Here is a 22,597-nt window from a genome sequence, read left to right on the forward strand (position 1 = left end):
TACGCAGGACCCGTTGTACCAGTAAATATACAGGTTTGCAACTACGTGGAAACCCGTATGGCGTAGCGAAAAAGATGCTGAACAATGCGGAGATTTCCCAGCCATGCGTCTCCGGCCGCAATGCGTGTCGCATGGCTTTGCCGGTGGGCGAGAACAGTGTCGACAAAAACGTACGGTGGCCGCTGGCGCTGCCGGCGCCCGTGGGGAGGCGGGCGCCAGGCAGTCTTACCGCGTTTGCCCCGGCTCCGGCACCGGGATCTCGTGTTCGCCCAGCAGGATCTTGTCCGGCGTGATGGGCGTGCTGCGCAGCCGCCTGCCGGTGGCATGGAAGATCGCATTGCTGATCGCGGCCGCCACCGACACGATGCCGATCTCGCCCACGCCCTTGGCGCCCAGCTGCGCGCTGACGACGCGGTCGTCCTCGTCGGCGAAGATCACCTCGATGTCGTGGACGTCGGCATTGGTCGCCACGTGGTACTCGGCGTAGTTGTGGTTCATGAAGCGCCCGAAGCGGTGGTCGGTGTAGCTCTCCTCGTGCAGCGCCTGGCTGATGCCCCAGACCACGCCGCCGATCACCTGGCTGGCCGCGGTCTTGGCGCTGATGATGCGGCCCGCCGCCACGGCATTCACGACACGGGTCACGCGCACGATGCCCAGCTTCTCGTTGACCCGCACCTCGCAGAACACCGCCGAGTGCACGGCGCGGGTGTACTTGCGCTGCCTGAGCAGCGAAGGCTTCATGAAGAACTTTTCCTCGACCCGGTCGAGGCCGGCGGCGGCCAGCACCTCGCGCAACTGCATCGCGGTCTCCGGGCGGTTGCGCAGGCGCACCGTACCATCGGCGAATTCCAGGTCCTGGGTGCGTGCCTTGGCGAGAAGCGAGCCCGGCATCTTGCTCGCCATCTCGATGAGGGTTTTCTTCAGCTTGTCGCAGGCGCCGTGCACGCCGCTGCCCACCGTCGACACGTGCGAGGAGCCGCCTTCGACCGGCGCGAAAGGCAGGGTCGAGTCGCCCAGCTGGAAGGTGACACGCTCCATCGGCAGGCCCAGGCTTTCGGCGGCGATCATCGACATGACGGTATAGGTGCCGGTGCCGATGTCCGAGGCGGCGCTGCTCACCACCAGGCGCCCGTCCGCGTGGAACACGGCGCTCACGCGCGCCAGCATGACCAGCGAATCCCACATGCCGGTGGCCATGCCCCAGCCGACCAGCTCCTCGCCGTCGCGCATCGAACGCGGCTCGATGGGACGGTCCTTCCAGCCGAAGCGCGCGGCGCCCTTGTCGTAGCACTGGCTCAGCTCCTTGGAGGAGTAGGGCTTGTCTTCGAGCGGATTGCGGTCGGCGTAGTTCAGGCGCCGGAACTCCAGCGGGTCCATCCGCAACTTGTAGGCCAGCTCGTCCATCGCCACTTCCAGCGCATGCAGGCCATGGGCGGCGCCGGGGGCGCGCATGTCGATCGGCGAATGGCGGTCGTGCGCAACCAGCTTGTAGCCCAGCTTGATGTTGTCGCAGGCGTACAGCTGGCCGGACCAGTTGACCACCACCTCGACATAGTCTTCCAGGCGCGAGGTCTCCTGGATCGCCTCGTGGACGATGGCGGCAAGCTTGCCGTCCCGGTTGGCGGCAAGTTTCACCTTTTGCCAGGTTTCCGGGCGGTGGCCGAAGGTGAACATCTGCTGGCGCGTCAGCATGACCCGCACCGAACATTTCAACTTGAGCGCCGCCATTACCGCCAGCGGCAACTGGTACTGCGGGCGCAGGCCGGAACCGAAGGCGCCGCCGACATAGGGGTTGCGCACCGTGACCTTTTCCTTCTTAATGCCGAAGGCGCGCGAGACGTACCAGCGGTTGTTCTGCGAACTCTGGGTCTTTTCGTAGATCGTCAGGTGGCCATCCTCGCCATAAACCACGGTGGTGGCGTGCATCTCCATCGGGTTGTGGTGCTCGACGCCGTGGTAGAACTGCGATTCGATCTTGACCTCGGCCTGTTCATACGCCTTGTCGGCGTCGCCGGTGGAGCTCGGCGGCGTGAAGCCGGCCTTCAGCGGACGCGGCTTGTAGGCCTGGTCGAGCGAGGCCAGCAGGTTGGTCTCGTGCGCTTCTTCCTCATAGCTGACTTCCACCAGCTGGGCCGCATGGCGCGCGGCCTCGAAGGTCTCGGCCACGACCAGCGCGACCGGTTGTCCGCTGTAGAAGATGCGGTCGCTGAACAGGGGCCGGAAGGGCGAGCCGGCGGGAGCCGTCATGTCCTTGTAGGCCAGGTCCCAGCCGCGCACCTTGGGCCGGTTGAGGTGGGTGAGGACGTCGACCACGCCCGGCGTGGCCAGCGCCGCGCGGGTGTCGATGGCCTTGATGCGCCCCCTGGGCGCGGTGCCGCTGACGACCACGCCGTAGCGCAGCCCCTCGGCCGGGTGTTCGGCTGCGTATCTCGCTTCGCCGGTCACCTTGGCGCGGCCGTCGACGCGCGAGACCGGCATGCCGATGCGTACCCGGCCGGTGCCGTCGGGTGCGGTCGGGGTGCGCAGCTCCGGGATCAGGTCGGTCATGGTCGTTCTCCCTTCGCGTATTCAAGGCCGCGCGCGGCGGTGGTCAAGGCCTGCGCGATCGCATTGCGCGCCAGCGTGAGCTTGAAGTCGTTCTGGCCGTAGCCTTTGGCGCCGTGCAGCATGATGTCGGCGGCGGCGCCGAAGGCGTCCGGGCCGGGCGCCTTGCCCTCCAGCGAAGCCTCGGCTTCCTCGACCCGCCAAGGCTTGTGGGCGACGCCGCCCAGCGCGATGCGGGCGGCACGGATGGTGCCGCCCTCCATGTCGAGCGCCGCGGCCACCGACACCAGCGCGAACGCGTACGACAGTCGCTCGCGCACCTTCAGGTAGGTGGAGTGGGCGGCGAAGCGGCTGGCATCGGGCAGCGTGATGTGGGTGACCAGTTCGCCCGGTTCGAGGGTGCTGTCCAGCTCGGGGCGGTCGCCCGGCAGGCGGTGGAAGTCGGCAAAGGGAATCTCGCGCGTGCCGCGCGCCGAGCGCACGTGCACCACGGCGTCGAGGGCGCGCAGGGCCACGCACATGTCCGAAGGGTGGGTGGCGATGCAATGCTCGCTGGTGCCGAGGATCGCATGCAGTCGGTTCAGACCGTCCTTTGCGGGGCAGCCGCTGCCCGGTTCGCGCTTGTTGCAGGGCGTGCCGACGTCGTAGAAGTAATAGCAGCGGGTGCGCTGCAGCAGGTTGCCGCCGTTGGTGGCCATGTTGCGCAGCTGCGGCGAGGCGCCGGCCAGGATGGCGGCGCTCAGCAGCGGGTAGCGCTCGGCTACCTTCGGGTGGTAGGCGGTATCGGCGTTGCGGGCCAGCGCTCCCAGGCGCAGGCCGCCGCCCGGCCCATCCTCGATCTGGTCGAGCCCGAGCCCGTTGATGTCCACCAGCTCGCCCGGTTGCATCACGCCTTCCTTCATCAGGTCGAGCAGGTTGGTGCCGCCCGCGATCGGGCGCGCGCCCGGCGCGGCCAGGCGGGCCAGCGCGGCGTCCACGTCGCTGGCCTGGATAAAGGTGAACGGGTTCATGCGAGCACCGGACCGGTCGTAAAGGGTTTCTGCCCCTCTCCTGGCTTGCCTTCGATGCCCATCACCTGCATCACCGCCCGGGTGATCTGCGGATAGGCGCCGCAGCGGCACAGGTTGCCGCTCATGAGCTCGCGCACGTCGTCGACGCTCTTCGCCTGGCCTTCGGCAATCAGCCCGGCCGCGGAGCACAGCTGGCCCGGCGTACAGTAGCCGCACTGGAAGGCATCGCATTCGATGAAGGCCTGCTGCAGCGGATGCAGCTCGTCGCCCTTGGCCAGGCCCTCGACCGTGGTCACCGCACGGCCGTTGTGCATCACCGCGAGCGTCAGACAGGAATTGATGCGCTTACCGTCCAGCAAGACGGTACAGGCGCCGCACTGGCCGTGGTCGCAGCCCTTCTTGGTGCCGGTGAGGCCCGCGCGCTCGCGCAGCAGGTCGAGCAGCGTCACCCAGGCGCCGACCGCGAATTCGCGGTCTTGCCCGTTGATGCGCATCCGGATCGGGTATTCCTGGTAGTGGTCCATGGCCGTCCTTTTCGTCAGAATGCGTGAGCGAAGCCACTACCTTAACCGCCAGTCCCAAGCTGTTCGGTTAGTTTACACACGTACGATCGAGCTCGACGAGGTCAATCGACGGTCAGCGTCCTGGCCTGCGGGTCCACCATGCGGACCAGACGCAGCACGGCGTCGGTACTGACGGTATCGATCTGCCCGGCCATGCGGCGGTCGAAGGGGTGATCGTCGAAGGCCACGTTGGCGCGGAACATGCGGGCGCCCAGGCGCACTGCCGCCGGGACTTCCACGGTCGGCGGCTGGAAGCCGATCGAGCGCAGCCATTTCTGGGCCTCCTGCCGGGTCTCGACCTGGCCTGCCGGAGCGGCCGCGGCGGCGAGCGTCTCCAGCACCCACTGGTTCGAGTTCTGGTACCTGGTCGAATACACGTAGGACAGCATGCTGTAGTTCGGCTCGTGCAGGCGGATCGGTGTGCGGCTGGACGCCACCCTGGCCAGCCTGGCCTGCAGTTCGGAACCGGGGATCACCAGCTGCGCTTCGTGCCGGTAGAGGTCGGTCAGGAAGAAGTTGCCCATGCCTTCGTCGTACAGGTTCGATACGGCAGTGCCGCAGTCGTTCAGGGCATGCACGACGGTCCAGCGCCCTTTGGGGTGGTCGCGCACCACGATGCCCATGTGCGAGTAGCGCAGGCGGTAGCGGCTCAGGTCCTGGCCGGCGCGCGAGAGCAGGGCGACCTGGGCGCCGCTGGCGTCGAGCGCCTGTACCGTGCGCTGGGCCAGGTCCATCGACAGCACGACTTCGTGCGGGGCGAGGGGGCGTTCCTCGCAGGGCCGGCCTGCCATGGCCGGCGTGCTGCCGGCACAGGCCAGAGCCAAGGCGGCCGCACCCAGGAAGCAGCGATCCATCAGCCCGCCCTCGAATGGTGCAGCAGGGCCTTGCCCGCTTCGTTCGGCAGGAAGGCCAGGGCCTTGCCCGACATGACCAGCACGTAGCCGGTCGATGCGGTCACGACTGCGAGCGTGGTGCCGGCGGCGATCGAGACGCCGCCTGCAGCCTGGCCGGACAGGCGTACCGTGGCGCGGCTGGCGTCGGCTGCGCCCACCAGCACGATCTCGATGCCATCGGCCACCGTCCTGACGCTGGCGACCACCACGCTGCCGGCAGCCGCCAGGGTGAGGATCGAACCGCCCACGACGACGCCGGACAGGTTGGCGCTGGCATTGGACAGTTCCGACTGGCCGGCGTGGCCGTTCGCCTGGCTGGTGGTGCAGGCCAGGCCGAGCAGCGCGGAAAGGATCATCCGTTTCATGGTGAGCTCCGTTGTGAATGTGCAGGCATCATCCGCAGCCCGCGCCAAGGGTGCAAGAATGGCCGACGGAGTAGCATCGGATTGACGCCGCGGTATCGGTTCCCGATACCTAAGCGGCGGCGGCCATGCCATGCGCATGAAGCGCCAGGGCCTCGACGCGGTCGCGCCCGTTGCGCTTGGCGGCGTACATGAGCTTGTCGGCGGCGTCGATCAGGATGGCGAGGGACGCGTCCGCGCCGCTCGCCACGCCGAAGCTGGCCGTGGCAAAGACCGATGTGCCTTCGGCGCCGGTATCGATGGGTGTCGCGCCGAAGCGCGCGCGCAGCCATTCCGCCAGGTGGACCGCGGCATCGAGCCCCGTAGCGGGAAGCACCAGCAGGAATTCCTCGCCGCCGTAGCGCACCACGCTGTCGTGGCCCTCTCGCGCCACGGCCTGCAGCAGCTTCGAGAGCTGGAGCAGCACGGCATCGCCGGCCGCGTGGCCATGCGTGTCGTTGACCTGCTTGAAGTTGTCGATGTCGCACAGGATCACGGCAACGGGCCCGGCCTGGTGCGAGCCGGCTCCCATCAGGCGCTCGTGCAGGTAGCGCCGGTTGTAGCAGCCGCTGAGGTAGTCGCGCTCGGCCGCGTGCTGCAGGACCCGCTGGGCGCGGTATTCCTCGCGCGCCACGATGTGGTAGCGGCGCGCCGCCAGTGCCCCGAAGGTATTCACAAGCGCGAGCAGCATGCCCATGGTCAGCAGGTCGGCGAACCCCATGTCCGCATGGGCCAGGGTCAGCGCCAGGAAGCCCGCGGTCGCCGCCGCGGCGATGCCCAGGGCGTGGGCGAAGCGGTTGGGGATATACAGGTAGATTACCAGCAGCATGACGCCCAGCGACATCGCGTGCCAATGGAACTCGCCGGGACGGTGGAAGGCGATGAACATGAAGCAGGCCAGGGCCACGGCTTCCGCCACGGTGGCCGCCCGCCAGGCCGCTCCGGTAGAGAGGGGACTGCGCCAGGCCAGCCAGGCGCAGCTACCCGCGGTCACGGCTACCAAGAGGCGCGCACCCAGCAGCAGCGCCGCGTCCGCAACCATGCCGAGCGCCGCCAGGTCGGTCGCGAAGAATCCGAGGAAGTACAGGCTACAGAACAGCAAGGTAGAGGCCAGCTGTACGCGGGTGCGTTCGCGGTGGTAGGCGTGATAGGCGGTTTCGGTGCTGCGGTCGGTGAACTCGGCGCTGAGCGGGGCGATGGACAGGGAGTTGGGAGCGGAGGGATGAAGCACGGTGATCTCTTGCGGGTTGCAAACTGCACAATTCGATTGTCGCATTTGCAAGGCTCCAACATAGTCACGCAATGTAACTCAAGGAAATTTTTTTTGTTGGTCGGAACGATGCGGGTCGATGTCGGCGCGGCGGAAATTGAACGTTGCTCGCCTGTGCCGGGTCCAATCGCCAAGGTGTTCAGGAGACGCAGCGATGGCAGGCAGTAGCGAAGAAGCGGGGCATGGCGGCCGCATCAGCGCCGAGCTGTGGCAGGTGCTGGAGCGCCACCGCTGGCGCATCGCGGGGGCGGTGGTCCTGCTGCTGGTTGCCAAGCTCGCCACGGTCGCGGTGCCGCTGCTGCTCAAGCGGATCATCGACGCCTTTTCCCAGGCAAGCCTGCCCGCCGCGTTGCCGCTCTACCTGCTGGTGGGCTATGCGCTGCTGCGCTTCTCGTCCACCCTGTTCAACGAGTGGCGCGACCTGCTGTTCGTGCGGGTTACCCTTGCCGCGGTATCGGCCTATGCTCAAAAGACATTCTCGCACCTCCACGCGCTGGGCCCGCGCTTCCATGCGCAGCGCAAGCTCGGCAGCCTGCTGCCGGACATCGACCGGGGAACCGGCGGCATCGCCTTCCTGCTTGGCGTGGGCCTGTTCACGATCGTGCCGACCCTGGTCGAAATCGGGCTGGTGCTGGCCATCATGCTCAACCGTTATGCCGCAGGCTTTGCAGGAATTATCCTGGCGACCTTCCTGGTCTACGCCGGCTTCACGCTGGTGTTCACGGCGCGCCGCGTGGTTTACCAGCGGCGCGTGAACAAGCTCGATTCCACCGCCAAGGGTCGGTTGGCGGACAGCCTGATCAACTACGACACGGTCAAGTATTTCAACGGCGAGGCGCGCGAGACGCAGCGCTTCGGCGCCATCATGGCCGACTGGGCCGATGCCGGCCGGGCCAACCAGCGCGCCCTGTTCACCCTGCATGTCGGGCAGAGCGCGATCATCGCGTTGGGCGTGGCCGCCATCATGGTGCTGGCGGGCCAGGCGGTGCTGGCGCGCAGCATGAGTGTGGGCGACCTGGTCCTGATCAATGCCTATGCGCTGCAGGTCTGCCTGCCGCTCAACGCGCTGGGTTTCGTCTACCGGGAGGCGCGCGACGCCTGGGTGAATGCGGAGCGCCTGTTCGAACTGCTGCGCGAGCGTCCCGAGATCGCCGACGCGCCGGGCGCGCCGCCATTGCGGGCCACCGCGGGCGAAGTGGTATTCGAGCATGTCAGCTTCCATTACGAGGCGGCCCGTCCGGTGCTGGTCGACGTCAGCCTGCGCATCGCGCCGGGGACGACGCTGGCCGTGGTCGGGCGCAGCGGCTCGGGCAAGTCGACGCTGGCGCGCCTGCTGCTGCGCTACTACGACCCCGCCAACGGGCGCATCCTGGTGGACGGCCAGGACATCCGACAGTGCCTTGTGGCCAGCGTGCGCATGGCCATCGGCGTGGTGCCGCAGGAAACGGCGCTGTTCAACGACACGATCGGCAGCAACATCGCCTACGGGCGCAGCGGTAGCACGCGCGAGGACGTGGAGGCGGCCTGCCGCGCCGCCCACCTGCACCAGGTGATCGACTCGCTGCCGGACAAGTACGAGACGCCGGTGGGCGAGCGCGGGGTAAACCTGTCGGGCGGCGAAAAGCAGCGCATCGCCATCGCGCGCGCGGTGCTCAAGAATCCGCCGATTTTGATCTTCGATGAAGCCACCTCGGCGCTCGACGCCGACTCGGAGCATGCGATCACGCGCGAGCTCGACCGGCTTTCGCGGAACCGCACCACGCTCGTGATCGCGCACCGTCTGTCGACCATCGTCAACGCGCACACGATCGTGGTGATGGACCGTGGCCGCATCGTCGAGCAGGGCAACCACGCCGAGCTGCTGCGCCGCAAGGGGGCGTATGCACGACTGTGGCTGCTGCAGCAGCGCATGGACAAGGATGCTGGGCGGTAGACTTACGGACCTCTGAAAACGATGGTCTTGTTCCCATGCAGGAAGACCCTGCGCTCGATGTGGAACTTCACCGCCGCGGCCAGGGCCATGCATTCGTTGTCGCGTCCCACGCGCACCAGCTGCTCCGGCCGGAAATTGTGGTCGACCCGGGTGACCATCTGTTCGATGATCGGGCCTTCGTCGAGGTCCGGCGTCACGTAGTGGGCGGTGGCGCCGATCAGCTTAACGCCCCGGTCGAAGGCCTGGTGGTAGGGCTTGGCGCCCTTGAAGCCGGGCAGGAAGGAGTGGTGGATGTTGATGCAGCGTCCCGCCAGGCGGCGCGCCAGTTCGTCGGACAGGATTTGCATGTAGCGTGCCAGGATCACCAGTTCGGCGCCGGTTTCCTCGACCACTTCCAGCAGCCGGGCTTCCTGCTGCGCCTTGTTCTCCTTCGTGACCGGCAGGAAGATGAAGCGGATGCCTTCGCGCTCGACCATCGGGCGCAGGTCGAGGTGGTTCGACACCACCGCCGTGATCGACATGTTGAGCTCGCCGTTGCGGCGGCGGTAGAGCAGGTCGTCGAGGCAGTGGTCGTCCTTCGACACCATGATCACGGTCTTCACCGCGTCGGCCGGGTCGTGGATCTTCCACTGCATCTCGAGGCGGGCGGCGCAGCCCTCGCCGAACTGCTCGCGGATGTTTGCAATACTGGGGGAGCCCGCCTGCAGGCGGAACACGGCGCGCATGTAGAAGCGCTCGGTGGAATCGTCGTCGAACTGTTCCAGCGCGCAGATGTAGCAGTCGCGCTCGGCCAGGAAGGTGGCGACGGCGGCCACGATGCCGATGCCGGCGCGGCAGCTGGCGTTGAGGATGTACTCGGTCGGCGCGTGCGGCGCCCTGGCGCTTTCGTTCGGAGTCGAGTTCGGGGTCAAGTGCGGGGTCATGCGTCGTCCTGTCTTTGCGTGCAATGAAGCGATCGGTAGGTGTGACGCCTGCGCTGTAGCCGGTGGCGGGGAACGGCAGTGCGATGGGTGGCCGCATGCCGGTGGCGCCGCCGTGCAAGCCTTGTGGACGATGCAGACGTTGCTATTCTATCAGCATGGCAAATACGGTCGTCCCCGTCAAGGAGCGCACGACTGATGAGCGAGGGGGAAACGAGCGCCGTTCGCGCAGGGCATTCCGGACTTCTTCCAGAGTGTGCGGATCGGCCTGCTCGCCCTGCAGGAAGCGGCAGTTGCGGCCCAGCACCTGTTCTTCCTCGTAGCCGGGGCGCGAGGTCTGACTGGCCTGCCAGTGGCGGACGCCGGACTCGCCGAGCGGATGGTAGCTGTTGCCCTCGACCGAACCGGCGCTGGGCACGCCCTGGACTTGACCGTGGCTGTCCGCGTCGTCGCGCGGGAGGCGATCCCGCACCTCCTTGTTGCTGCCAGTTGTCATATGGCTTTCTGTCCGAAAATAGGCGGACGCCCAAGGACGGATCCCTTTTGTGTGAATTATATAACAGAGGCAATTTCACAAGCTCCGGAATGACGGAATCGCGTGTTGGCTTACCAGCGCCGGAAAATCCGGATCGCATCGTCAGCTTGCATGCGCCATCCCGGGCGAACGTTCAGGCAGGCAGCCAAGGCCTGCCAGTGTCGTTTCGATTGCCTTCTCCAACGGTGTATGCGGCTCGTAGCCGAGCGTCGCCAGCAGGCGGGAATTGTCCAGACGTAGCGGCTGTTGCCACAGGTAGCGCATCTCCAGCAGTTCGCGCATGGTCTCATTGAACGGCGCAAGAAGGCGCACCAGGTACCAGGGAAAGGCGCGGACCGGCGCCTCCAGCCCGTGGCGCGCGGCGACGCGCTGGAGCGCGGCTACCATCGCCGTGCCGTCCGGATCCCAGTGCCCGCCGAAGTGAAAGCGCGCGAACGGAGCGAGCGCGTCGCGCCGGCTGACGAGGGCAATCATGGCGGCGGCGACATCAGGCAGGTAGGCCCACTGGTGGCCGATACCGGCCGTACCCGGATTGGCGATGCGTGCGAGCGGGCGGCCGGGCTTGACCAGACCCTGGGCAAGCCAGCTGTTGCCGGAACGCGGCCCGAAGTAATCGCCGGCGCGCAGCACCACCGCGTGGCCGCCGCGCCGGCACCAGGCTTCCAGTTCGGCCTCCATCTGCATCCGCAGGGTTCCTTTGCGGGTCTGCGGTTGCTGCGGTGCGTCCTCGGCCACGCTGGGGAAGGCATCCGGGCCGTAGTTGTAGACGGTACCCGGCAGGAGCACCGTGGCGCCGGCCGCGTCCGCCGCGGCGATCGTATTGCGCAGCATTGGCAGGACCTGGCCAGCCCAGTTGCGGTAGCCGGGCGGGTTGACCGCGTGGACGATCAGGGCGCAACCGCGCGCGGCGGCCAGCACGTCGGCGGCCGATAGCGCGTCGCCGCGCAGCCAGTCGAGGCCCCCGGGCGCGGTGTGCGACGCCGGACGGCGCGTCAGTGCCCGCACTTTCCAGCCTGCATCCCTCAACTGCCGCGCGACCTCGCCGCCAATCCCCCCGTTTGCGCCGAGAACCAGCGCCGTTTCCGTTTTTTCCATGTTTGCCTCCTGTGTTGACCATGTCAACATCCTCGTTCAAGCTAGGGCAAAATGGAATTGCATAACGTGACGTAGCGGCTATGCATTTATGTATAGGGGGCGGATGATCGAATGGGAGCTGTACAGGTCTTTTCTGGCGGTGCTGCGCGAGGGCTCGCTGTCAGGCGCGGCGCGCGTGCTCGGCATGGCCCAGCCGACCGTCGGGCGGCACATTGCCACGCTCGAGGCGGCGCTCGGGCTCGTCCTGTTCACGCGCTCGCAGAGCGGCCTGCTGCCGACCGAAGCGGCACTGGCGCTGCAGCCGCACGCCCGGGCTCTGGAGAGCACGGTGGCCGCGCTGGAACGTACCGCGGCGAGCTATGGCGATGGCGTGCGCGGGGTGGTTCGCGTCACCGCGAGCGAAGTGATCGGCCTGGAAGTGATGCCGGCGGTGCTGGCGGACTTGCGGCGCCGCTATCCGGAGTTGAAGGTCGAGCTCCTGCTGTCGAACGAGATCCAGGACCTGCTGCAGCGCGAAGCGGACGTCGCGGTACGGATGGCGCGCCCGAGCCAGGGGCAGCTGGTGGCGCGCCGCGTCGGCGCGGTCGATCTTGGCCTGTACGCCAGCGCGGGCTACGTCGCGCGCCACGGCATGCCTGCCAGCGTCGAGGAGCTGTCCGGGCATGCGCTGATCGGCTACGACCGCCCGTCACCCTTCGTACGCGCCGGACTGAAGCGCTGGCCGCAATTCGCACACGCGCGCCTGGCGCTGCGTACCGACAGTGATGCGGCCCAGCTGGCGCTGATCCGCGTCGGCGCCGGCATCGGCATCTGCCAGGTGCCGCTGGCGCGCCGTGCGCCCGGGCTGGTACGGGTGCTGGCAGACGATTTCACGTTGCCGCTCGAGACCTGGGTGACGATGCATGAGGATCTACGCCACAGCCCGCGCTGCCGCGTCACCTTCGACGCGCTGGTGCAGGCCTTGAGCGCCCATGCAGGGAACGCACCGGAATGACGCCGGCTTTCAGTCCCCGAACAGGTGCGTGAAGGTCCGGCTCACCGGCAGCTTTTCGGCGCATCCGCGCAGCAGCACCTGCATGCGCTCGGCGTCCAGGCGCTCGACGGCGGCGATGGTGCCGACGTTGACCAGTGTCGTCCGGTGGATCTGCCCGAAACGGTCGCGGTCGAGCCCTCCCAGCAGGTCCTTCAGCGGGATGCGCACCAGCGCTTCCGGACCGGGCAGCACCACCCGCGTGTACTTGCTGTCCGACGGGAAGTACAGTACCTCGTCGACGTCGATCAGGCGGATCTGCTTGCCGACCGTCGCCTTGATCCACTTCATCTTCCCGGCACGGACGCCCGGCAGGGCGTTCTTCAGGTGACGCAGCAGGTCGCCCAGGTCGGCCGGCGCCTCTCGGAATTTGGCGCGGATGCGCGCAACGGCCCGCTCCATGCGGTCCAGCTGCTCCGGCTTGAGGAGATAGTCGACCGCACCGGCGTCGAGCGCGTCGAGCGCGTCGACGGCGTACTGGTCGTAGGCCGTGACGAAGACCACATGGGCGCAATGGCCGATGCGTTCGGCCACTTCCAGGCCCGACGGGCCCGGCATGCGGATGTCGAGGAATACACGTCCGGCTCGTGTTCCAGGAAGCCATCCCAGGCATCGTTGCCGTTCTCGGCTTGCAGCACGACCTGCGCTTCGGGCCAGCACCTGGCCAGCATGCCGCGCAGCATGCGCAACTTCGATTCGCTCAGCTCGCGCGCCAGGCGCTCGCGCTCGGCATCCCGCTTCAGCAGCTCCATGAGTGCCGCATGCCGGCGGCGCCGGTAGAGCCCGAGGATCAGTAGCGGCACGGCAACCAGCAGGCCGACGATTGCCACTAGCGGGACGATGCGCATGAGTATGGGCATCTGTTCTGCCGAGGGCCGCGCGTCGCCTGGCGCGATGCCGGCAAATGCGCCCAGCACACCGAATAGCGCTCCGAGCAAGAAGCGGCGCATGTTCTTGAAGGACCGACCCGAATCGAACCAGACACCTACACCGCCTACTAGCAGGCCGAATCTGAAACGCCGGGCATCAACGACGAAGGCGGCCGCCGGCGTGCTACCATCCCGTCCTTTGTCCGTCCGAATCATGCAGCGTGCGTACGCCCACCACATCCGCGCCATGCGCCCCGACGACCTCGATGCCATCCTCGCCGTGCAGGCGGCCTGCTACCCGCCGGCGATGCAGGAAGCGGCCGAGGTGCTACTGGCGCGCATGCGAGCCGCCGGAGAAACCTGTGTCATCGTGGAGGATGGGGAGGGCCTATGCGGCTACCTGTTCGCCTGCCCCAGCAGGCGGGGCCATGTGACACCGCTCGGCGCGGAATTCGACGCTGCGCCCGATGCGGACACGCTCTACCTGCACGACCTGGCGCTTGCGCCGCGTGCGCATGGACGCGGGCTGGCGCGCTGGCTGGTCGGCCACCTGCTGGCGCAGGCGCGCGAACAGGGCCTGAACGCGTCGGCGCTGGTCTCGGTGCAGGATACCGCCGGCTTCTGGACGGCGCTCGGCTACGAAGCCGCCGGGACCAGCTGCCCGGAGGCGCGCGCCGCCCTGGCGAGTTATGCGGGCGGGGCGCGTTATATGGTGAGCGTGCTCACTGCACCCGGCGCACCTTCGCAGAGCTGTTAGTCCCTTCGACCTTCAGGAACAGGGTGCCGAACATGTTGCGCTCGATGGTGACCTTCGGGTTGCGCATGGGCGGGAGCACCGCTTCGCTGCCGTCCACGATGCGCCATACCTGGCCGTTGGCGAGGCGGATCTGCGAGGACGGCCCCCAGCCCTGGAAGTCGCCCGCGACGGTCGAGGTAATCGACTTCGGCTCGTCCTCGCGCTGCTTCTTCAGTTCGATGCCGAAGTTCTCTTCCCTGGTGCGCAGCGGCGCGGCCGGCGGCGCCGCCGCGGTGGCCGCCAGCTGCGGACTGGCTCGGAGCTGGATCGCGTCGTAGCAGGCCAGGCGTGCGCCGGTATCGGCAAGTGCGCGGCATTTCAGGATAGCGTGGTCCGGCGTGCCGGAATCGTCGGCCACGGCGGCATGCGACAGCAGGAACAGCGGCAGGAACAGCGGCAAAAACAGGGGCAAGGCTTTCATCGTCATCCTTCGGGTTGGTTACGCAACCGCAGGATTATATCGGCAAGCCTGGCGCGTTCATGCCTCGGCCCGGCAGGCAGGCAATCCGAAGCCCGGGCCGGCCGCGTACTGTCGGATGAAGCCAGCGCAATCGGCCGCCGCCAACGGCCGGGAATAGTAATAGCCCTGGATCTGGTCGCAATCGGCCTTGCGCAGGGCGGCCACCTGGTCGGCCGTCTCGACGCCTTCGGCAATCACGGCCAGTTGCAGGCGGTGCGCCATCGCGACGATCGCCTGCACGATCGCGGACGACTCCGCGCTGTGCGCCATGTCCTGCACGAAGGACTTGTCGATCTTGAGCTTGTCGAGCGGCAGGCGGCGCAGGTAGCCGAAGCTCGAATAGCCCGTGCCGAAGTCGTCGATGCTCAGCATCACGCCAAGGCTGCCCAGCCCGCGCATCACGACCACGCTGCGTTCCGGGTCGGCCATCGACACGCTTTCGGTCAGCTCGAGTTCCAGCAGCCCCGGCGCCAACGCCGACTGTTCGAGCAGCGCGCCGACCGTCGCGATCACGTCGCTTTGCAGGAACTGGCGGGCCGACAGGTTGACCGCGACCGGGGCCAGCGTCAGGCCCTCGGCGCGCCAGGCGGCCAGCTGGGTCACCGCGCTGCGCAGCACCCACTCGCCGATCGGCACAATCATGCCGCTTTCCTCGGCAATGGGAATGAACTCGTCGGGCGGGATGACGCCGAATTCCGGATGGCGCCAGCGCACCAGGGCCTCGAAGCCGGCCAGCAACCCGCTGCGCAGGTCGACCTTGGGCTGGTATTGCACGAACAGCTCGTCCTGGGCGATGGCGCGCCGCAAGTGGCTTTCCAGAGTAAGGCGGCGTCCGTGCTCGGTACGCAGGTCGGGCGTGAAGCGCTGGATGGCGCCGCGGCCCTGGGCCTTGGCGTGGCGCATCGCGGTGACGGCATTGTTGAGCAGGGCGTCGGCATCGTCCCCGTCCAGCGGAAGCTGGGTGGTGCCGATGCTGCAAGTCAAGGCGATCTCGCCGTCGGGCGTCGGCACCGCACGGTTGGCCGCCGCCATGATGCGATCCAGTGCGCGTGGGAGGGTAGTTTCGGGCTCGGGATGTTCGCCGCGCGCATGCAGCAGCAGCAGGAATTCGTCGCTGCCGGCGCGTGCCAGCATGTCGCCTTCGCGCAGCAGCGACTGCAGGCTGGTCGCAAGGCCCACCAGGATGTCGTCGCCGGCACGATGGCCGAGCGTTTCGTTGAAGCGCTTGAAGCGGTCGACGTTGATGCAGGCGACCAGCGCCGGCGTGCCATCGGTACGCCATCCGGCAATGCTGCCCTGAATAGCGCGCAGCATGGCCTGCCGGTTCGGCAGCCCGGTCAGGAGGTCGTGGGCGACCAGCCAGGCCAGTTCACCGTTGGCAGGGGCGCTGCCGCCCGGCGTCCGGGGCGCGTCGTGCAGTCGCTCGCTGAGCGACTGCGCCGCCATGGCGAGCTGGCGGTGGTAGACCAGCTGCTCGACCATACGGGCCAGGTCGCGCAGGGCGTCGAGGTCGCCGGAGCCGAGCTGGCGCGGCTTGCTGTCGATGACGCACAGGGTACCGATCTTCTTGCGGTCCACCGAATACAGCTGCACGCCCGCGTAGAAGCGCAGGTGCATGGAGCCGGTCACGAGCGGATTGTCGTGGAAGCGCACGTCCTGGGCCGCGTCCGGCACGACGAAGGGCTCATCGGTGAGGATCGCATGGCCGCAGAAGGAAATCTCGCGCGTGGTCTCGCACGCGTCCAAGCCGGTACGCGACTTGAACCACTGGCGGTCCTTGTCGATCAGGGACACCAGGGCGATCGGCACACCGAGCAGGCGCGCCGCCGTGCGGGTGATGCGGTCGAAAGTCTCTTCGGGTGCGCTGCCGAGCAGCCGGGTGGCGTGCAGGGCGGCGAGACGCTGTGCTTCGTCGAGCGGAATGCGGGGTCGTTCCATGTGTGTTTGCCTTGCCGAACCGATGGGTTCCTAGAAGGTATTACGCCAGAACCACGACTAGTTTGCAACGTTGCTGCGAGCAAACGAACGGCGCAAGCCTCAGGCCAGGCCGGCCAGTAAGGCCACCGTATCCTGTGCACCCATGCGCCGGGCCGCCGCCAGGGCGCTGACGCCGTCCGCATCGAGCGCATGCGGATCGGCGCCGCGTTCCAGCAATAGCCGGGCGATCTCGGTGCGGTTGAACATGGCGGCGAACATCAGGGCATTCTTGCCGTTCGGGCCGGCCGTGGCGACACCGGCGCCATGGTCCAGCAGCATGGTTGCGATCGCCAGGTCGCCCTTGAAGGCGGCACCGGCCAGCGGTGTCTGGCCGGCATCGTTCATCAGTTCCGGGTCGGCGCCGTGCTCGAGGAGCACGCGTGCAGTGTCGGCGTGGCCATGGTAGCAGGCCAGCATCAGCAAGCTGTCGCCCCGTTCGTTGCGCAGGTTCGGTGGCAGGCCCTGCGCCAGCAGCGAGGCCAGCGCCGCAGTCTCGCCGGCGCGCGCATGCTGGAAGACCGTGCGCACGAAGGCAAGCGTTGCTTCGTCCAGCGTGCTCGGGTCGGGCGGGACAGGCTGCATTGTCGGCTCCATCACTTGTGCTCCCCGCGATTAGACCATAGGGCGCGAACATGGGGAGCACGCGCCGGCGATTGATGTTCGAAAATTTCGATGAATAAGCGGTAAATTACTCGTTTTTTGATGCTGCAGCCGGCGCGCATAATGGCTCCATCGCATCGAACGACGGCGACGCAACAGTGAGCAAGAAGGCATGCGCGAAGTTCGAAACGTTCGATGTTAATTCATTACAAGGAGAACACGATGTTGGACGTACGTAAAAGCAATGAACGCGGCGCCGCCAGCTTCGGCTGGCTGAAATCCCAGCACAGCTTCTCGTTTGGCCATTACTACGATCTGAAGCACATGGGTTTCGGTCCGCTGCGCGTCATCAACGAGGACCGGGTCGCGCCGGGCCGCGGCTTCGACTCGCACGGCCACCGCAACATGGAGATCATCTCGTATGTCCTGGAAGGCGCGCTGGAGCACAAGGACAGCATGGGCAACGGTTCGGTGCTGCGCTACGGCGACGTGCAGCGCATGAGCGCCGGCAGCGGCGTGGTCCACAGCGAGTACAACCACTCGAAGGAGGAGGGCGTACACTTCCTGCAGATCTGGATCGAGCCGTACACCACCAACGAGCCGCCGGGCTATGAAGAGAAGCATTTCGACACCGCCTCGAAGCAGGGCCGCCTGCGCCTGATCGCCTCGAACGACGGACGCGAGGGTTCGGTGTCGATGCGCCAGGACGCGTCGATCTACGCCACGATCATGAACGGCGACGACGCGCTGACCCATCCGCTGGCAACGGGCCGCCAGGCCTACGTCCACGTGGTCCGCGGCGGCGCCACGGTCAACGGCGTCGATCTGCGGGGCGGCGACGCGCTGAAGATCACCGAGGAGGAAGCGGTACGCCTGGAGCGGGCGGATGCGGCCGAAATCCTGCTTTTCGATCTGCCGCAGTAAATCCGGGCAGCCAGGAACAAGGCGCGGGGAACCCGCGCCACCAGAGACAAGGGGAATGCGATGGAGGTGACCGCACAAAAAGGCAGCGGCAAACTGCAGCAGGTGATCACGATCGGCCGGCACCGGCTGCTGAGCGACGCGCCGGAGGCCTTCGGCGGCGAGGACACGGGTGCGGAGCCGCACGACCTGCTGGCCGCTGCGCTGGCAGCATGCACCACGCTGACGGTGACGATGTATGCAAGGCGCAAGGGCATGCCGCTGGATGACGTGCGGGTGCGCATCACCCATGGTCCGGAAGGGGGCGGCTACGCTTTCCGGCGCTACATCGACTACGTTGGGGCACTCGGGCCTGACGACCGCCAGCGCCTTACCGACATTGCCAGCAAGTGTCCTGTCCACAAGACCCTGTCGGGCAGCATCGCGATCGTGACCGAGGCGGTCTGAACTACCCGGGCACGACCTTGTATCCGGGGAGCACCTTCGATGACGTTGCGCGCCCCGCCTGAACCAGCTGTGCCTCGTGGCAGTGGCGGGTGATCATGCGTTCGAAGGGCGCGCTTTCGCGCATGCGTTTCAGCCACCAGGCCAGGCCGGCGCCTTCCTCGCCGCTGCGCCAGGCCAGGTAGAAGGTCTCGTCCGGCTTCGGCTCGACGACTTCCTTCTCCACCAACAGCCCGGCTTCGATGGCGGGCCGCGCCCAGGCTTCGGGCAGGAAGCCGAACCCGATGCCGCGCAGCTGGAAAGCGTACTTGGTTTCCATGTCCGGCACCGCCAGCGTGTCCTGGCCGGACAGCAGACCCACCGTGCGGGCACCGAGCTGACGCGCCGAGTCCGATACCGCGACGGCACGATAGTCGAGCAGGTCGGCCTTCTCCAGCGGACGGTCGATGGCGGCCAGCGGGTGCCCGGGCGCCACTGCGAACACGAAGCGGCTGCTACCGAGGGGCTCGGCGGTATAGCCGCCCCCCGACGGGCCTTCGCCGGCAGCGCCCACCAGCAGGTCGACCCGGCGGTCGAGCAGCGCGTCCCAGGTGCCGGACAGCACTTCGCTCACCAGGCGCAGCCGGGTGTGGTCTGCCGCTTCGTAGAAGGCTTCGATATCGGACTGCAGACCGCTTGGTGCCAGCATCGAATCCATGCCGATCGCCAACTCGGTCTCCCAGCCGGAGGCGACACGGCGCACGCGCGATTCCAGGTCGCCCGCGGCGCGCAGCAGGTAGCGGCCCTCCTTGAGCAGTTCCTTGCCGGCCGCCGTCAGGGCCACCTTCGGGCCGAATCGGTCGAACAGGCGCACGCCGAGGTCGTCTTCGAGCTTGGAGACCGTGTACGAAATGGTGGACGGCACGCGGAACAGCTCCTTCGCAGCGCCCGCGAAGGAACCCTTGCGGGCGATGGTGTCGACGATTTCGAGTGCGTCCAGGCTGAGCTTCAGCATTGCGTTCCTTTTCCCTGTTGTCGGAATTTCAATGACGGGTTTCCGCATGGTACCGGAGCGGCGCGCCCGCCGCCACGTCGGACCCAGGTATCGCAGGCGAGCGCTAGCGTTCTTGACAACATGGTAAGGTGGAATCGCTACCGTCAATCGTGATCGCCATGTTCGAGTTCATCACCAGCTTCCTGGAAAAGAGCGGCTATATCGGCGTTTTCCTGCTGATGGCGCTTGAGAACATCTTTCCGCCGATCCCGTCCGAGCTGATCATGCCTTTTGCCGGCTTCGTCGTCGCACGTGGCGACCTGAATCTGGTCGGCGTGCTGGCCGCGGGCACGGCTGGCTCGATCTCGGGCGCCTTGCCCTGGTACTGGGGCGCACGCAAGTACGGCAAGGAACGCCTGAAGGCATTCGCCGACCGTCACGCGCGCTGGATGACGGTCGGCAGCGCGGACATCGACCAGGCGATCGCCGCCTTCGACCGGCATGGCCGCTCGGTGGTGCTGTTCGGGCGCCTGATCCCGGCCATCCGTACCCTGATCTCGGTGCCGGCCGGGCTGGCGTGCATGTCATGGGGCCAGTTCCTGTTGTACTCGACGATCGGCTCGCTGGCCTGGACCGGGGTCCTCACGGGCGCCGGTTTCCTTCTTGAAAGCAATTATGAACAGGTGGGCAGGTACGTCGATCCGGTGTCGAAGGGGATCTTCGGGATCCTGCTGGCCTGGTATATCTACCGGGTCGTCACCCACCGTCCTGCCAAGGCCTGAGTCAAGTCGCAGGTGCCGCTGTGGTGCGCGTGGCGCACCGCAGCACGCAGGTTTTCGGCGATTCGGCTAAACTCGTTCTGTCCGTCAGCAGGTCCCACCCATGAAGAACCGATTGTTGGAAGACATCGGCGACAGCCAGTCCGGTCTGCCCGTGCCTCCGGTACGCCGCGTCCAGGCTGCTCCGCCGCAGCCGCAGGCCGGCCTTGCGCCACCCCATTCGACAACGCCGGCCGATGTGCAGGAGGCGCCCGTGCGCCAGCGTGCCGGCGTCTGGCGCAGCCGGCCGCCGGTTGTGACACCTGCGCCCCCGCGCACCGCCCAACAGCCTTGGCCGTCCGTCCCGCCCCATGTCGCGCCTCGCATGGCACCATCGCCTGCGCCCGAGACGCCGCGCGCGGAACCACGTATCGCTCCCGGGATCGGCTCCTTTTCCAGCCCTGAGCCGGACTGGTCGATTCCCTTGCAGTCCGAAGCGCCGCCCTGGACCGAACGCTGGGGCCGCAAGGCGCTGGGCTGGACGATGGGCCTGGCGGCTGTCGTGGCGGTGGCGGGAACGGCGGCGTGGGTGGTGCAGGAAACCAGGGTGGAATCGACGCTGGCGGTGGTGGCCGACCATACGCCGGCGCAGACCAGTCAGCCTGCTCCGCCGCTGCCGGCGTCCGCACCCGTTTTCGAACCGGAGATGGAAACTCCCCCGCCGCTGAAATTGCTGCCGCCCGAACCGGCGGCCGCGGCGCCGGCCGAAGCAGCGCCTGCGAGTGCGGAAAACGTCGACGCTCCGCTGGCGAGTGCTGGGCAGGAAAGCGCAGGCCAGGATGCTGCAGGGCCGGCCGACGTGGCGCCGGCGGCGACCGGTGCGGCAGCCGCAGCCGCGACGGCGGCGAGTACCAAAGCCGTCACGCCGCCAGCACCGAAGCAGACTGCGGCGAAGCGCGTGCCGGAGCGCCGCGTCGCCGCTGCGGCGCCCGCCAAACGGACCCGAGCGGAGACGAAGAAGCAGGCGCCGAAACCGGCGCGCGAACAGGTAGCCGCCCGTGCGCCGGCCTCGCCGGCACGCACTGTGCCCGCGGAACAGCCCGATCCGGAAAGCCCGCTGGCCGAAACGCTGCGCCTGTGCCGCGCGGCGGGCTATCATGCGACCGCCTGCCTCAAGCGCGGATGCGAGGCGACCCGCTTCGGCCTGGTCTGCCGGGGTTGAGGGGCCCCCGCAACGGCCCTCTGTCCACCGCATTGCACGCGGCGGCAACATCGCAAAGGATGCGTACGCGGGGAGGGTGCCGTGTGTACCTCGGAATCGTGCTAGTGAACCCGGTTTCGAGCCGCGCTCATCAACGAACGGGCGCCGGCGAACACTTCCGGATGCGCGGCGGCGCACTGGGCGCGTTCGGCAGCGATGCGCTCCTCGTTCTGCCGTAGGCTGGCCGCCGTCAGCGGAACGCCGAACGAGGCTGCTCCCCCCAGGATGCGCTGCTGGATCAGCTCGCCGACGCTGGTCTTGAAATGACCGGCCTCCCAGTAGAACCGGGTCGCGGTGCGGGTGTCTCCCGGTGCCGGAATCGGCTCGCATTGGACCGAACCGTATCCGCTGAAGTCCCAGACCCGGATACGCGCACCCGGGTGACGGGTTCGCACTGCCTGTACCTCACGGACGAGCAGGGCCTTCCACTCTTCCAGTGCGGTTTGCAGTCCAGCTTCCTCGAACATCGCCATCAATTGAGCGTGATATGGATAGATCACCAGATGGACCTCGGTGCCGTCCCGTGCCATCGTCGCCAGCATCTGGCGCAGGCGGTCGATGCTTGGGGAAGTTCCGTCCGGGCCGTAGAGGTGATGCGGCTTGCGCACCAGGTTCTTGGCGTTTTCCTGCGCACGCTGCTGGAAGAGCAGGTGATAACCTTCACGGGCTGCATGGTTCTTGTACTCATGCAAAGGAGTCTGGCCGCGCGGTGTCATGGTCTCGGGATTGGTTGTCGTCTGCAGGCGCAGCGTGCGCCAGGCATCGGACAAGGATTTCATCGAAAACAGCGTGTCGAAACGCCACTGCCACGCATGCAGCCAGCCCTCCGGTTTGACTGGCTCCGGCTTCACGGCAGACGGACTGACGAGGAAGTCCAGGAACTCCAGGCCGACCAGCGCCAATGCGGGCGGCGCGGTCTGGCTACGCATCTGATCGGACATGCGCTGTGCCACGGTCAAGGTGGTGCCGGCCAATGCGAGGTTATAGGCTGAATAGCCGTGCGCGCTCAGGTATGGGCTTGCCGGGTCGAGGCCGACTTCGATGCGGGAATTCCCGAGTAACAAGGCATTCGGTCGCAAGGCCTTGGCCTGGGCCAGCTTGATCTGCTCCCGATATTGTTCAGGCAGGGGCTTGGTGCGGTTGAAGCCTTCCGCGTCGACCAGGCCGAACAGCCGATAAGGATCGACGATGGCGACGAACAGCATGACCAGCAGGGAAGCGGCGGCGACGATGGCGCCAGCCCATGCGGTGTACTTCGCGAACGTCAGCTCGTCAGTTGTCGCGGTAGCGTCGCCGAGGTAGACGGCATCCTCGTCGAGGTACTGGATCTGGTTCATCGGCGTC

23 protein-coding genes are annotated in these 22,597 nt (G+C 67.2%); 8 read left to right on the forward strand and 15 right to left on the reverse strand.

Translation table 11 applies throughout. The annotated features are described in order from the left end of the window. Nucleotides 1-225: 225 nt before the first annotated feature. From MA09_RS07775 to MA09_RS07800, 6 genes are all read right to left on the reverse strand, one after another. Nucleotides 226-2,547 (reverse strand): xanthine dehydrogenase family protein molybdopterin-binding subunit, encoded by a 2,322-nt coding sequence (locus MA09_RS07775; RefSeq protein WP_036246757.1) that lies wholly within the window; start codon nucleotides 2,545-2,547, stop codon nucleotides 226-228. Further along, nucleotides 2,544-3,554, reverse strand: a complete 1,011-nt coding sequence (locus MA09_RS07780) for a xanthine dehydrogenase family protein subunit M (protein WP_036246758.1) — start codon at nucleotides 3,552-3,554, stop codon at nucleotides 2,544-2,546. Before MA09_RS07780 ends, MA09_RS07775 begins: the two co-directional genes overlap by 4 nt. Then, entirely contained in the window at nucleotides 3,551-4,078 is a 528-nt protein-coding gene (locus MA09_RS07785; protein ID WP_036246759.1) for a (2Fe-2S)-binding protein, read from the reverse strand. Before MA09_RS07785 ends, MA09_RS07780 begins: the two co-directional genes overlap by 4 nt. A gap of 101 nt (nucleotides 4,079-4,179) precedes the next feature. Further along, nucleotides 4,180-4,971: a DUF2145 domain-containing protein gene (locus MA09_RS07790; protein ID WP_036246761.1), complete on the reverse strand. Its 792-nt coding sequence runs from the start codon at nucleotides 4,969-4,971 to the stop codon at nucleotides 4,180-4,182. Continuing rightward, nucleotides 4,971-5,375, reverse strand: coding sequence for a hypothetical protein (locus MA09_RS07795; RefSeq protein WP_152594591.1), 405 nt, complete (start codon nucleotides 5,373-5,375; stop codon nucleotides 4,971-4,973). Before MA09_RS07795 ends, MA09_RS07790 begins: the two co-directional genes overlap by 1 nt. Nucleotides 5,376-5,484: 109 nt before the next feature. Then, a complete protein-coding gene (locus tag MA09_RS07800) occupies nucleotides 5,485-6,642 on the reverse strand; it encodes a GGDEF domain-containing protein (RefSeq protein WP_229440606.1) in 1,158 nt (385 codons plus the stop codon). Between the two features lie 193 nt (nucleotides 6,643-6,835). Here MA09_RS07800 and MA09_RS07805 point away from each other — a divergent pair, with 193 nt between their 5' ends. Further along, on the forward strand, nucleotides 6,836-8,614 hold the full coding sequence (locus tag MA09_RS07805) for an ABC transporter ATP-binding protein/permease (RefSeq protein ID WP_036246763.1): 1,779 nt from the start codon (nucleotides 6,836-6,838) through the stop codon (nucleotides 8,612-8,614). Nucleotides 8,615-8,616: 2 nt separating this feature from the next. Here the strand turns inward: MA09_RS07805 and purU are convergent, their stop codons facing one another. The 3 genes from purU to MA09_RS07820 all read right to left on the reverse strand — a co-directional run bounded on the left by purU (nucleotide 8,617) and on the right by MA09_RS07820 (nucleotide 11,164). Next, on the reverse strand, nucleotides 8,617-9,537 hold the full coding sequence (gene purU / locus MA09_RS07810; RefSeq protein ID WP_051933267.1) for a formyltetrahydrofolate deformylase: 921 nt from the start codon (nucleotides 9,535-9,537) through the stop codon (nucleotides 8,617-8,619). 142 nt (nucleotides 9,538-9,679) lie between these two features. Next, complete coding sequence (locus MA09_RS07815) at nucleotides 9,680-10,030, reverse strand: hypothetical protein (protein ID WP_036246764.1); 351 nt, start codon at nucleotides 10,028-10,030, stop codon at nucleotides 9,680-9,682. 141 nt (nucleotides 10,031-10,171) lie between these two features. Next, nucleotides 10,172-11,164: an NAD-dependent epimerase/dehydratase family protein gene (locus tag MA09_RS07820; RefSeq protein ID WP_036246765.1), complete on the reverse strand. Its 993-nt coding sequence runs from the start codon at nucleotides 11,162-11,164 to the stop codon at nucleotides 10,172-10,174. Between the two features lie 103 nt (nucleotides 11,165-11,267). Between MA09_RS07820 and MA09_RS07825 the strand changes: the two genes are divergently transcribed. Continuing rightward, the gene (locus MA09_RS07825; protein WP_229440607.1) at nucleotides 11,268-12,158 is read left to right on the forward strand and encodes a LysR family transcriptional regulator; all 891 of its coding nucleotides are present in this window, start codon (nucleotides 11,268-11,270) and stop codon (nucleotides 12,156-12,158) included. A gap of 9 nt (nucleotides 12,159-12,167) precedes the next feature. Here MA09_RS07825 and MA09_RS07830 read toward each other — a convergent pair whose 3' ends face one another. Continuing rightward, on the reverse strand, nucleotides 12,168-12,854 hold the full coding sequence (locus tag MA09_RS07830; protein ID WP_229440608.1) for a LytTR family DNA-binding domain-containing protein: 687 nt from the start codon (nucleotides 12,852-12,854) through the stop codon (nucleotides 12,168-12,170). Here MA09_RS07830 and MA09_RS25020 point away from each other — a divergent pair. Together MA09_RS25020 and MA09_RS07835 are read left to right on the forward strand one after the other, a co-directional pair. Then, complete coding sequence (locus MA09_RS25020; protein ID WP_200883055.1) at nucleotides 12,782-12,991, forward strand: hypothetical protein; 210 nt, start codon at nucleotides 12,782-12,784, stop codon at nucleotides 12,989-12,991. The genes MA09_RS07830 and MA09_RS25020 overlap by 73 nt on opposite strands. 286 nt (nucleotides 12,992-13,277) lie before the next feature. Beyond that, on the forward strand, nucleotides 13,278-13,820 hold the full coding sequence (locus MA09_RS07835) for a GNAT family N-acetyltransferase (RefSeq protein ID WP_051933268.1): 543 nt from the start codon (nucleotides 13,278-13,280) through the stop codon (nucleotides 13,818-13,820). Here the strand turns inward: MA09_RS07835 and MA09_RS07840 are convergent. The 3 genes from MA09_RS07840 to MA09_RS07850 form a co-directional block, all read right to left on the reverse strand. Next, a complete protein-coding gene (locus tag MA09_RS07840) occupies nucleotides 13,786-14,280 on the reverse strand; it encodes a hypothetical protein (RefSeq protein WP_036246767.1) in 495 nt (164 codons plus the stop codon). The two genes, MA09_RS07835 and MA09_RS07840, sit on opposite strands and share 35 nt — an antisense overlap. A 57-nt stretch (nucleotides 14,281-14,337) precedes the next feature. Beyond that, nucleotides 14,338-16,257 (reverse strand): bifunctional diguanylate cyclase/phosphodiesterase, encoded by a 1,920-nt coding sequence (locus MA09_RS07845; RefSeq protein WP_051933269.1) that lies wholly within the window; start codon nucleotides 16,255-16,257, stop codon nucleotides 14,338-14,340. A gap of 99 nt (nucleotides 16,258-16,356) precedes the next feature. Next, nucleotides 16,357-16,878: an ankyrin repeat domain-containing protein gene (locus tag MA09_RS07850; protein ID WP_036246768.1), complete on the reverse strand. Its 522-nt coding sequence runs from the start codon at nucleotides 16,876-16,878 to the stop codon at nucleotides 16,357-16,359. A gap of 240 nt (nucleotides 16,879-17,118) precedes the next feature. Here MA09_RS07850 and MA09_RS07855 point away from each other — a divergent pair, with 240 nt between their 5' ends. Together MA09_RS07855 and MA09_RS07860 are read left to right on the forward strand one after the other, a co-directional pair. Then, nucleotides 17,119-17,820 carry a pirin family protein gene (locus tag MA09_RS07855; RefSeq protein ID WP_036246769.1) on the forward strand — a complete coding sequence of 234 codons (702 nt, stop codon included), beginning with the start codon at nucleotides 17,119-17,121 and terminating at the stop codon, nucleotides 17,818-17,820. A 60-nt stretch (nucleotides 17,821-17,880) separates the two neighbouring features. Further along, nucleotides 17,881-18,264 carry an OsmC family protein gene (locus MA09_RS07860; RefSeq protein WP_036246770.1) on the forward strand — a complete coding sequence of 128 codons (384 nt, stop codon included), beginning with the start codon at nucleotides 17,881-17,883 and terminating at the stop codon, nucleotides 18,262-18,264. Between the two features lies 1 nt (nucleotide 18,265). Here the strand turns inward: MA09_RS07860 and MA09_RS07865 are convergent, their stop codons facing one another. Then, complete coding sequence (locus MA09_RS07865; RefSeq protein WP_051933270.1) at nucleotides 18,266-19,255, reverse strand: LysR substrate-binding domain-containing protein; 990 nt, start codon at nucleotides 19,253-19,255, stop codon at nucleotides 18,266-18,268. A gap of 158 nt (nucleotides 19,256-19,413) precedes the next feature. Between MA09_RS07865 and MA09_RS07870 the strand changes: the two genes are divergently transcribed. After that, nucleotides 19,414-20,016: a DedA family protein gene (locus MA09_RS07870; RefSeq protein ID WP_036246771.1), complete on the forward strand. Its 603-nt coding sequence runs from the start codon at nucleotides 19,414-19,416 to the stop codon at nucleotides 20,014-20,016. A gap of 361 nt (nucleotides 20,017-20,377) precedes the next feature. Then, nucleotides 20,378-21,214, forward strand: coding sequence for a hypothetical protein (locus MA09_RS24505; RefSeq protein ID WP_152594592.1), 837 nt, complete (start codon nucleotides 20,378-20,380; stop codon nucleotides 21,212-21,214). Between the two features lie 101 nt (nucleotides 21,215-21,315). On the opposite strand, the gene MA09_RS07880 is transcribed toward MA09_RS24505, so the two are convergent. Further along, entirely contained in the window at nucleotides 21,316-22,590 is a 1,275-nt protein-coding gene (locus MA09_RS07880; protein WP_036246773.1) for a hypothetical protein, read from the reverse strand. Between the last annotated feature and the right edge of the window lie 7 nt (nucleotides 22,591-22,597).

This window comes from Massilia sp. BSC265 (assembly GCF_000740675.1).
In the GTDB taxonomy this organism is placed as follows: Bacteria; Pseudomonadota; Gammaproteobacteria; order Burkholderiales; family Burkholderiaceae_D; genus Telluria.

What these genes read in the sequence shown, in the direction of transcription:
- MA09_RS07775 (WP_036246757.1), bottom strand. Translation starts at nt 2,547, where the DNA reads ATGACCGACCTGATCCCGGAGCTGCGCACCCCGACCGCACCCGACGGC.
- MA09_RS07780 (WP_036246758.1), bottom strand. Translation starts at nt 3,554, where the DNA reads ATGAACCCGTTCACCTTTATCCAGGCCAGCGACGTGGACGCCGCGCTG.
- MA09_RS07785 (WP_036246759.1), bottom strand. Translation starts at nt 4,078, where the DNA reads ATGGACCACTACCAGGAATACCCGATCCGGATGCGCATCAACGGGCAA.
- MA09_RS07790 (WP_036246761.1), bottom strand. Translation starts at nt 4,971, where the DNA reads ATGGATCGCTGCTTCCTGGGTGCGGCCGCCTTGGCTCTGGCCTGTGCC.
- MA09_RS07795 (WP_152594591.1), bottom strand. Translation starts at nt 5,375, where the DNA reads ATGAAACGGATGATCCTTTCCGCGCTGCTCGGCCTGGCCTGCACCACC.
- MA09_RS07805 (WP_036246763.1), top strand. Translation starts at nt 6,836, where the DNA reads ATGGCAGGCAGTAGCGAAGAAGCGGGGCATGGCGGCCGCATCAGCGCC.
- purU (WP_051933267.1), bottom strand. Translation starts at nt 9,537, where the DNA reads ATGACCCCGCACTTGACCCCGAACTCGACTCCGAACGAAAGCGCCAGG.
- MA09_RS07815 (WP_036246764.1), bottom strand. Translation starts at nt 10,030, where the DNA reads ATGACAACTGGCAGCAACAAGGAGGTGCGGGATCGCCTCCCGCGCGAC.
- MA09_RS07820 (WP_036246765.1), bottom strand. Translation starts at nt 11,164, where the DNA reads ATGGAAAAAACGGAAACGGCGCTGGTTCTCGGCGCAAACGGGGGGATT.
- MA09_RS07825 (WP_229440607.1), top strand. Translation starts at nt 11,268, where the DNA reads ATGATCGAATGGGAGCTGTACAGGTCTTTTCTGGCGGTGCTGCGCGAG.
- MA09_RS07835 (WP_051933268.1), top strand. Translation starts at nt 13,278, where the DNA reads ATGCAGCGTGCGTACGCCCACCACATCCGCGCCATGCGCCCCGACGAC.
- MA09_RS07840 (WP_036246767.1), bottom strand. Translation starts at nt 14,280, where the DNA reads ATGAAAGCCTTGCCCCTGTTTTTGCCGCTGTTCCTGCCGCTGTTCCTG.
- MA09_RS07845 (WP_051933269.1), bottom strand. Translation starts at nt 16,257, where the DNA reads ATGGAACGACCCCGCATTCCGCTCGACGAAGCACAGCGTCTCGCCGCC.
- MA09_RS07850 (WP_036246768.1), bottom strand. Translation starts at nt 16,878, where the DNA reads ATGCAGCCTGTCCCGCCCGACCCGAGCACGCTGGACGAAGCAACGCTT.
- MA09_RS07855 (WP_036246769.1), top strand. Translation starts at nt 17,119, where the DNA reads ATGTTGGACGTACGTAAAAGCAATGAACGCGGCGCCGCCAGCTTCGGC.
- MA09_RS07860 (WP_036246770.1), top strand. Translation starts at nt 17,881, where the DNA reads ATGGAGGTGACCGCACAAAAAGGCAGCGGCAAACTGCAGCAGGTGATC.
- MA09_RS07865 (WP_051933270.1), bottom strand. Translation starts at nt 19,255, where the DNA reads ATGCTGAAGCTCAGCCTGGACGCACTCGAAATCGTCGACACCATCGCC.
- MA09_RS07870 (WP_036246771.1), top strand. Translation starts at nt 19,414, where the DNA reads ATGTTCGAGTTCATCACCAGCTTCCTGGAAAAGAGCGGCTATATCGGC.
- MA09_RS24505 (WP_152594592.1), top strand. Translation starts at nt 20,378, where the DNA reads ATGGCACCATCGCCTGCGCCCGAGACGCCGCGCGCGGAACCACGTATC.
- MA09_RS07880 (WP_036246773.1), bottom strand. Translation starts at nt 22,590, where the DNA reads ATGAACCAGATCCAGTACCTCGACGAGGATGCCGTCTACCTCGGCGAC.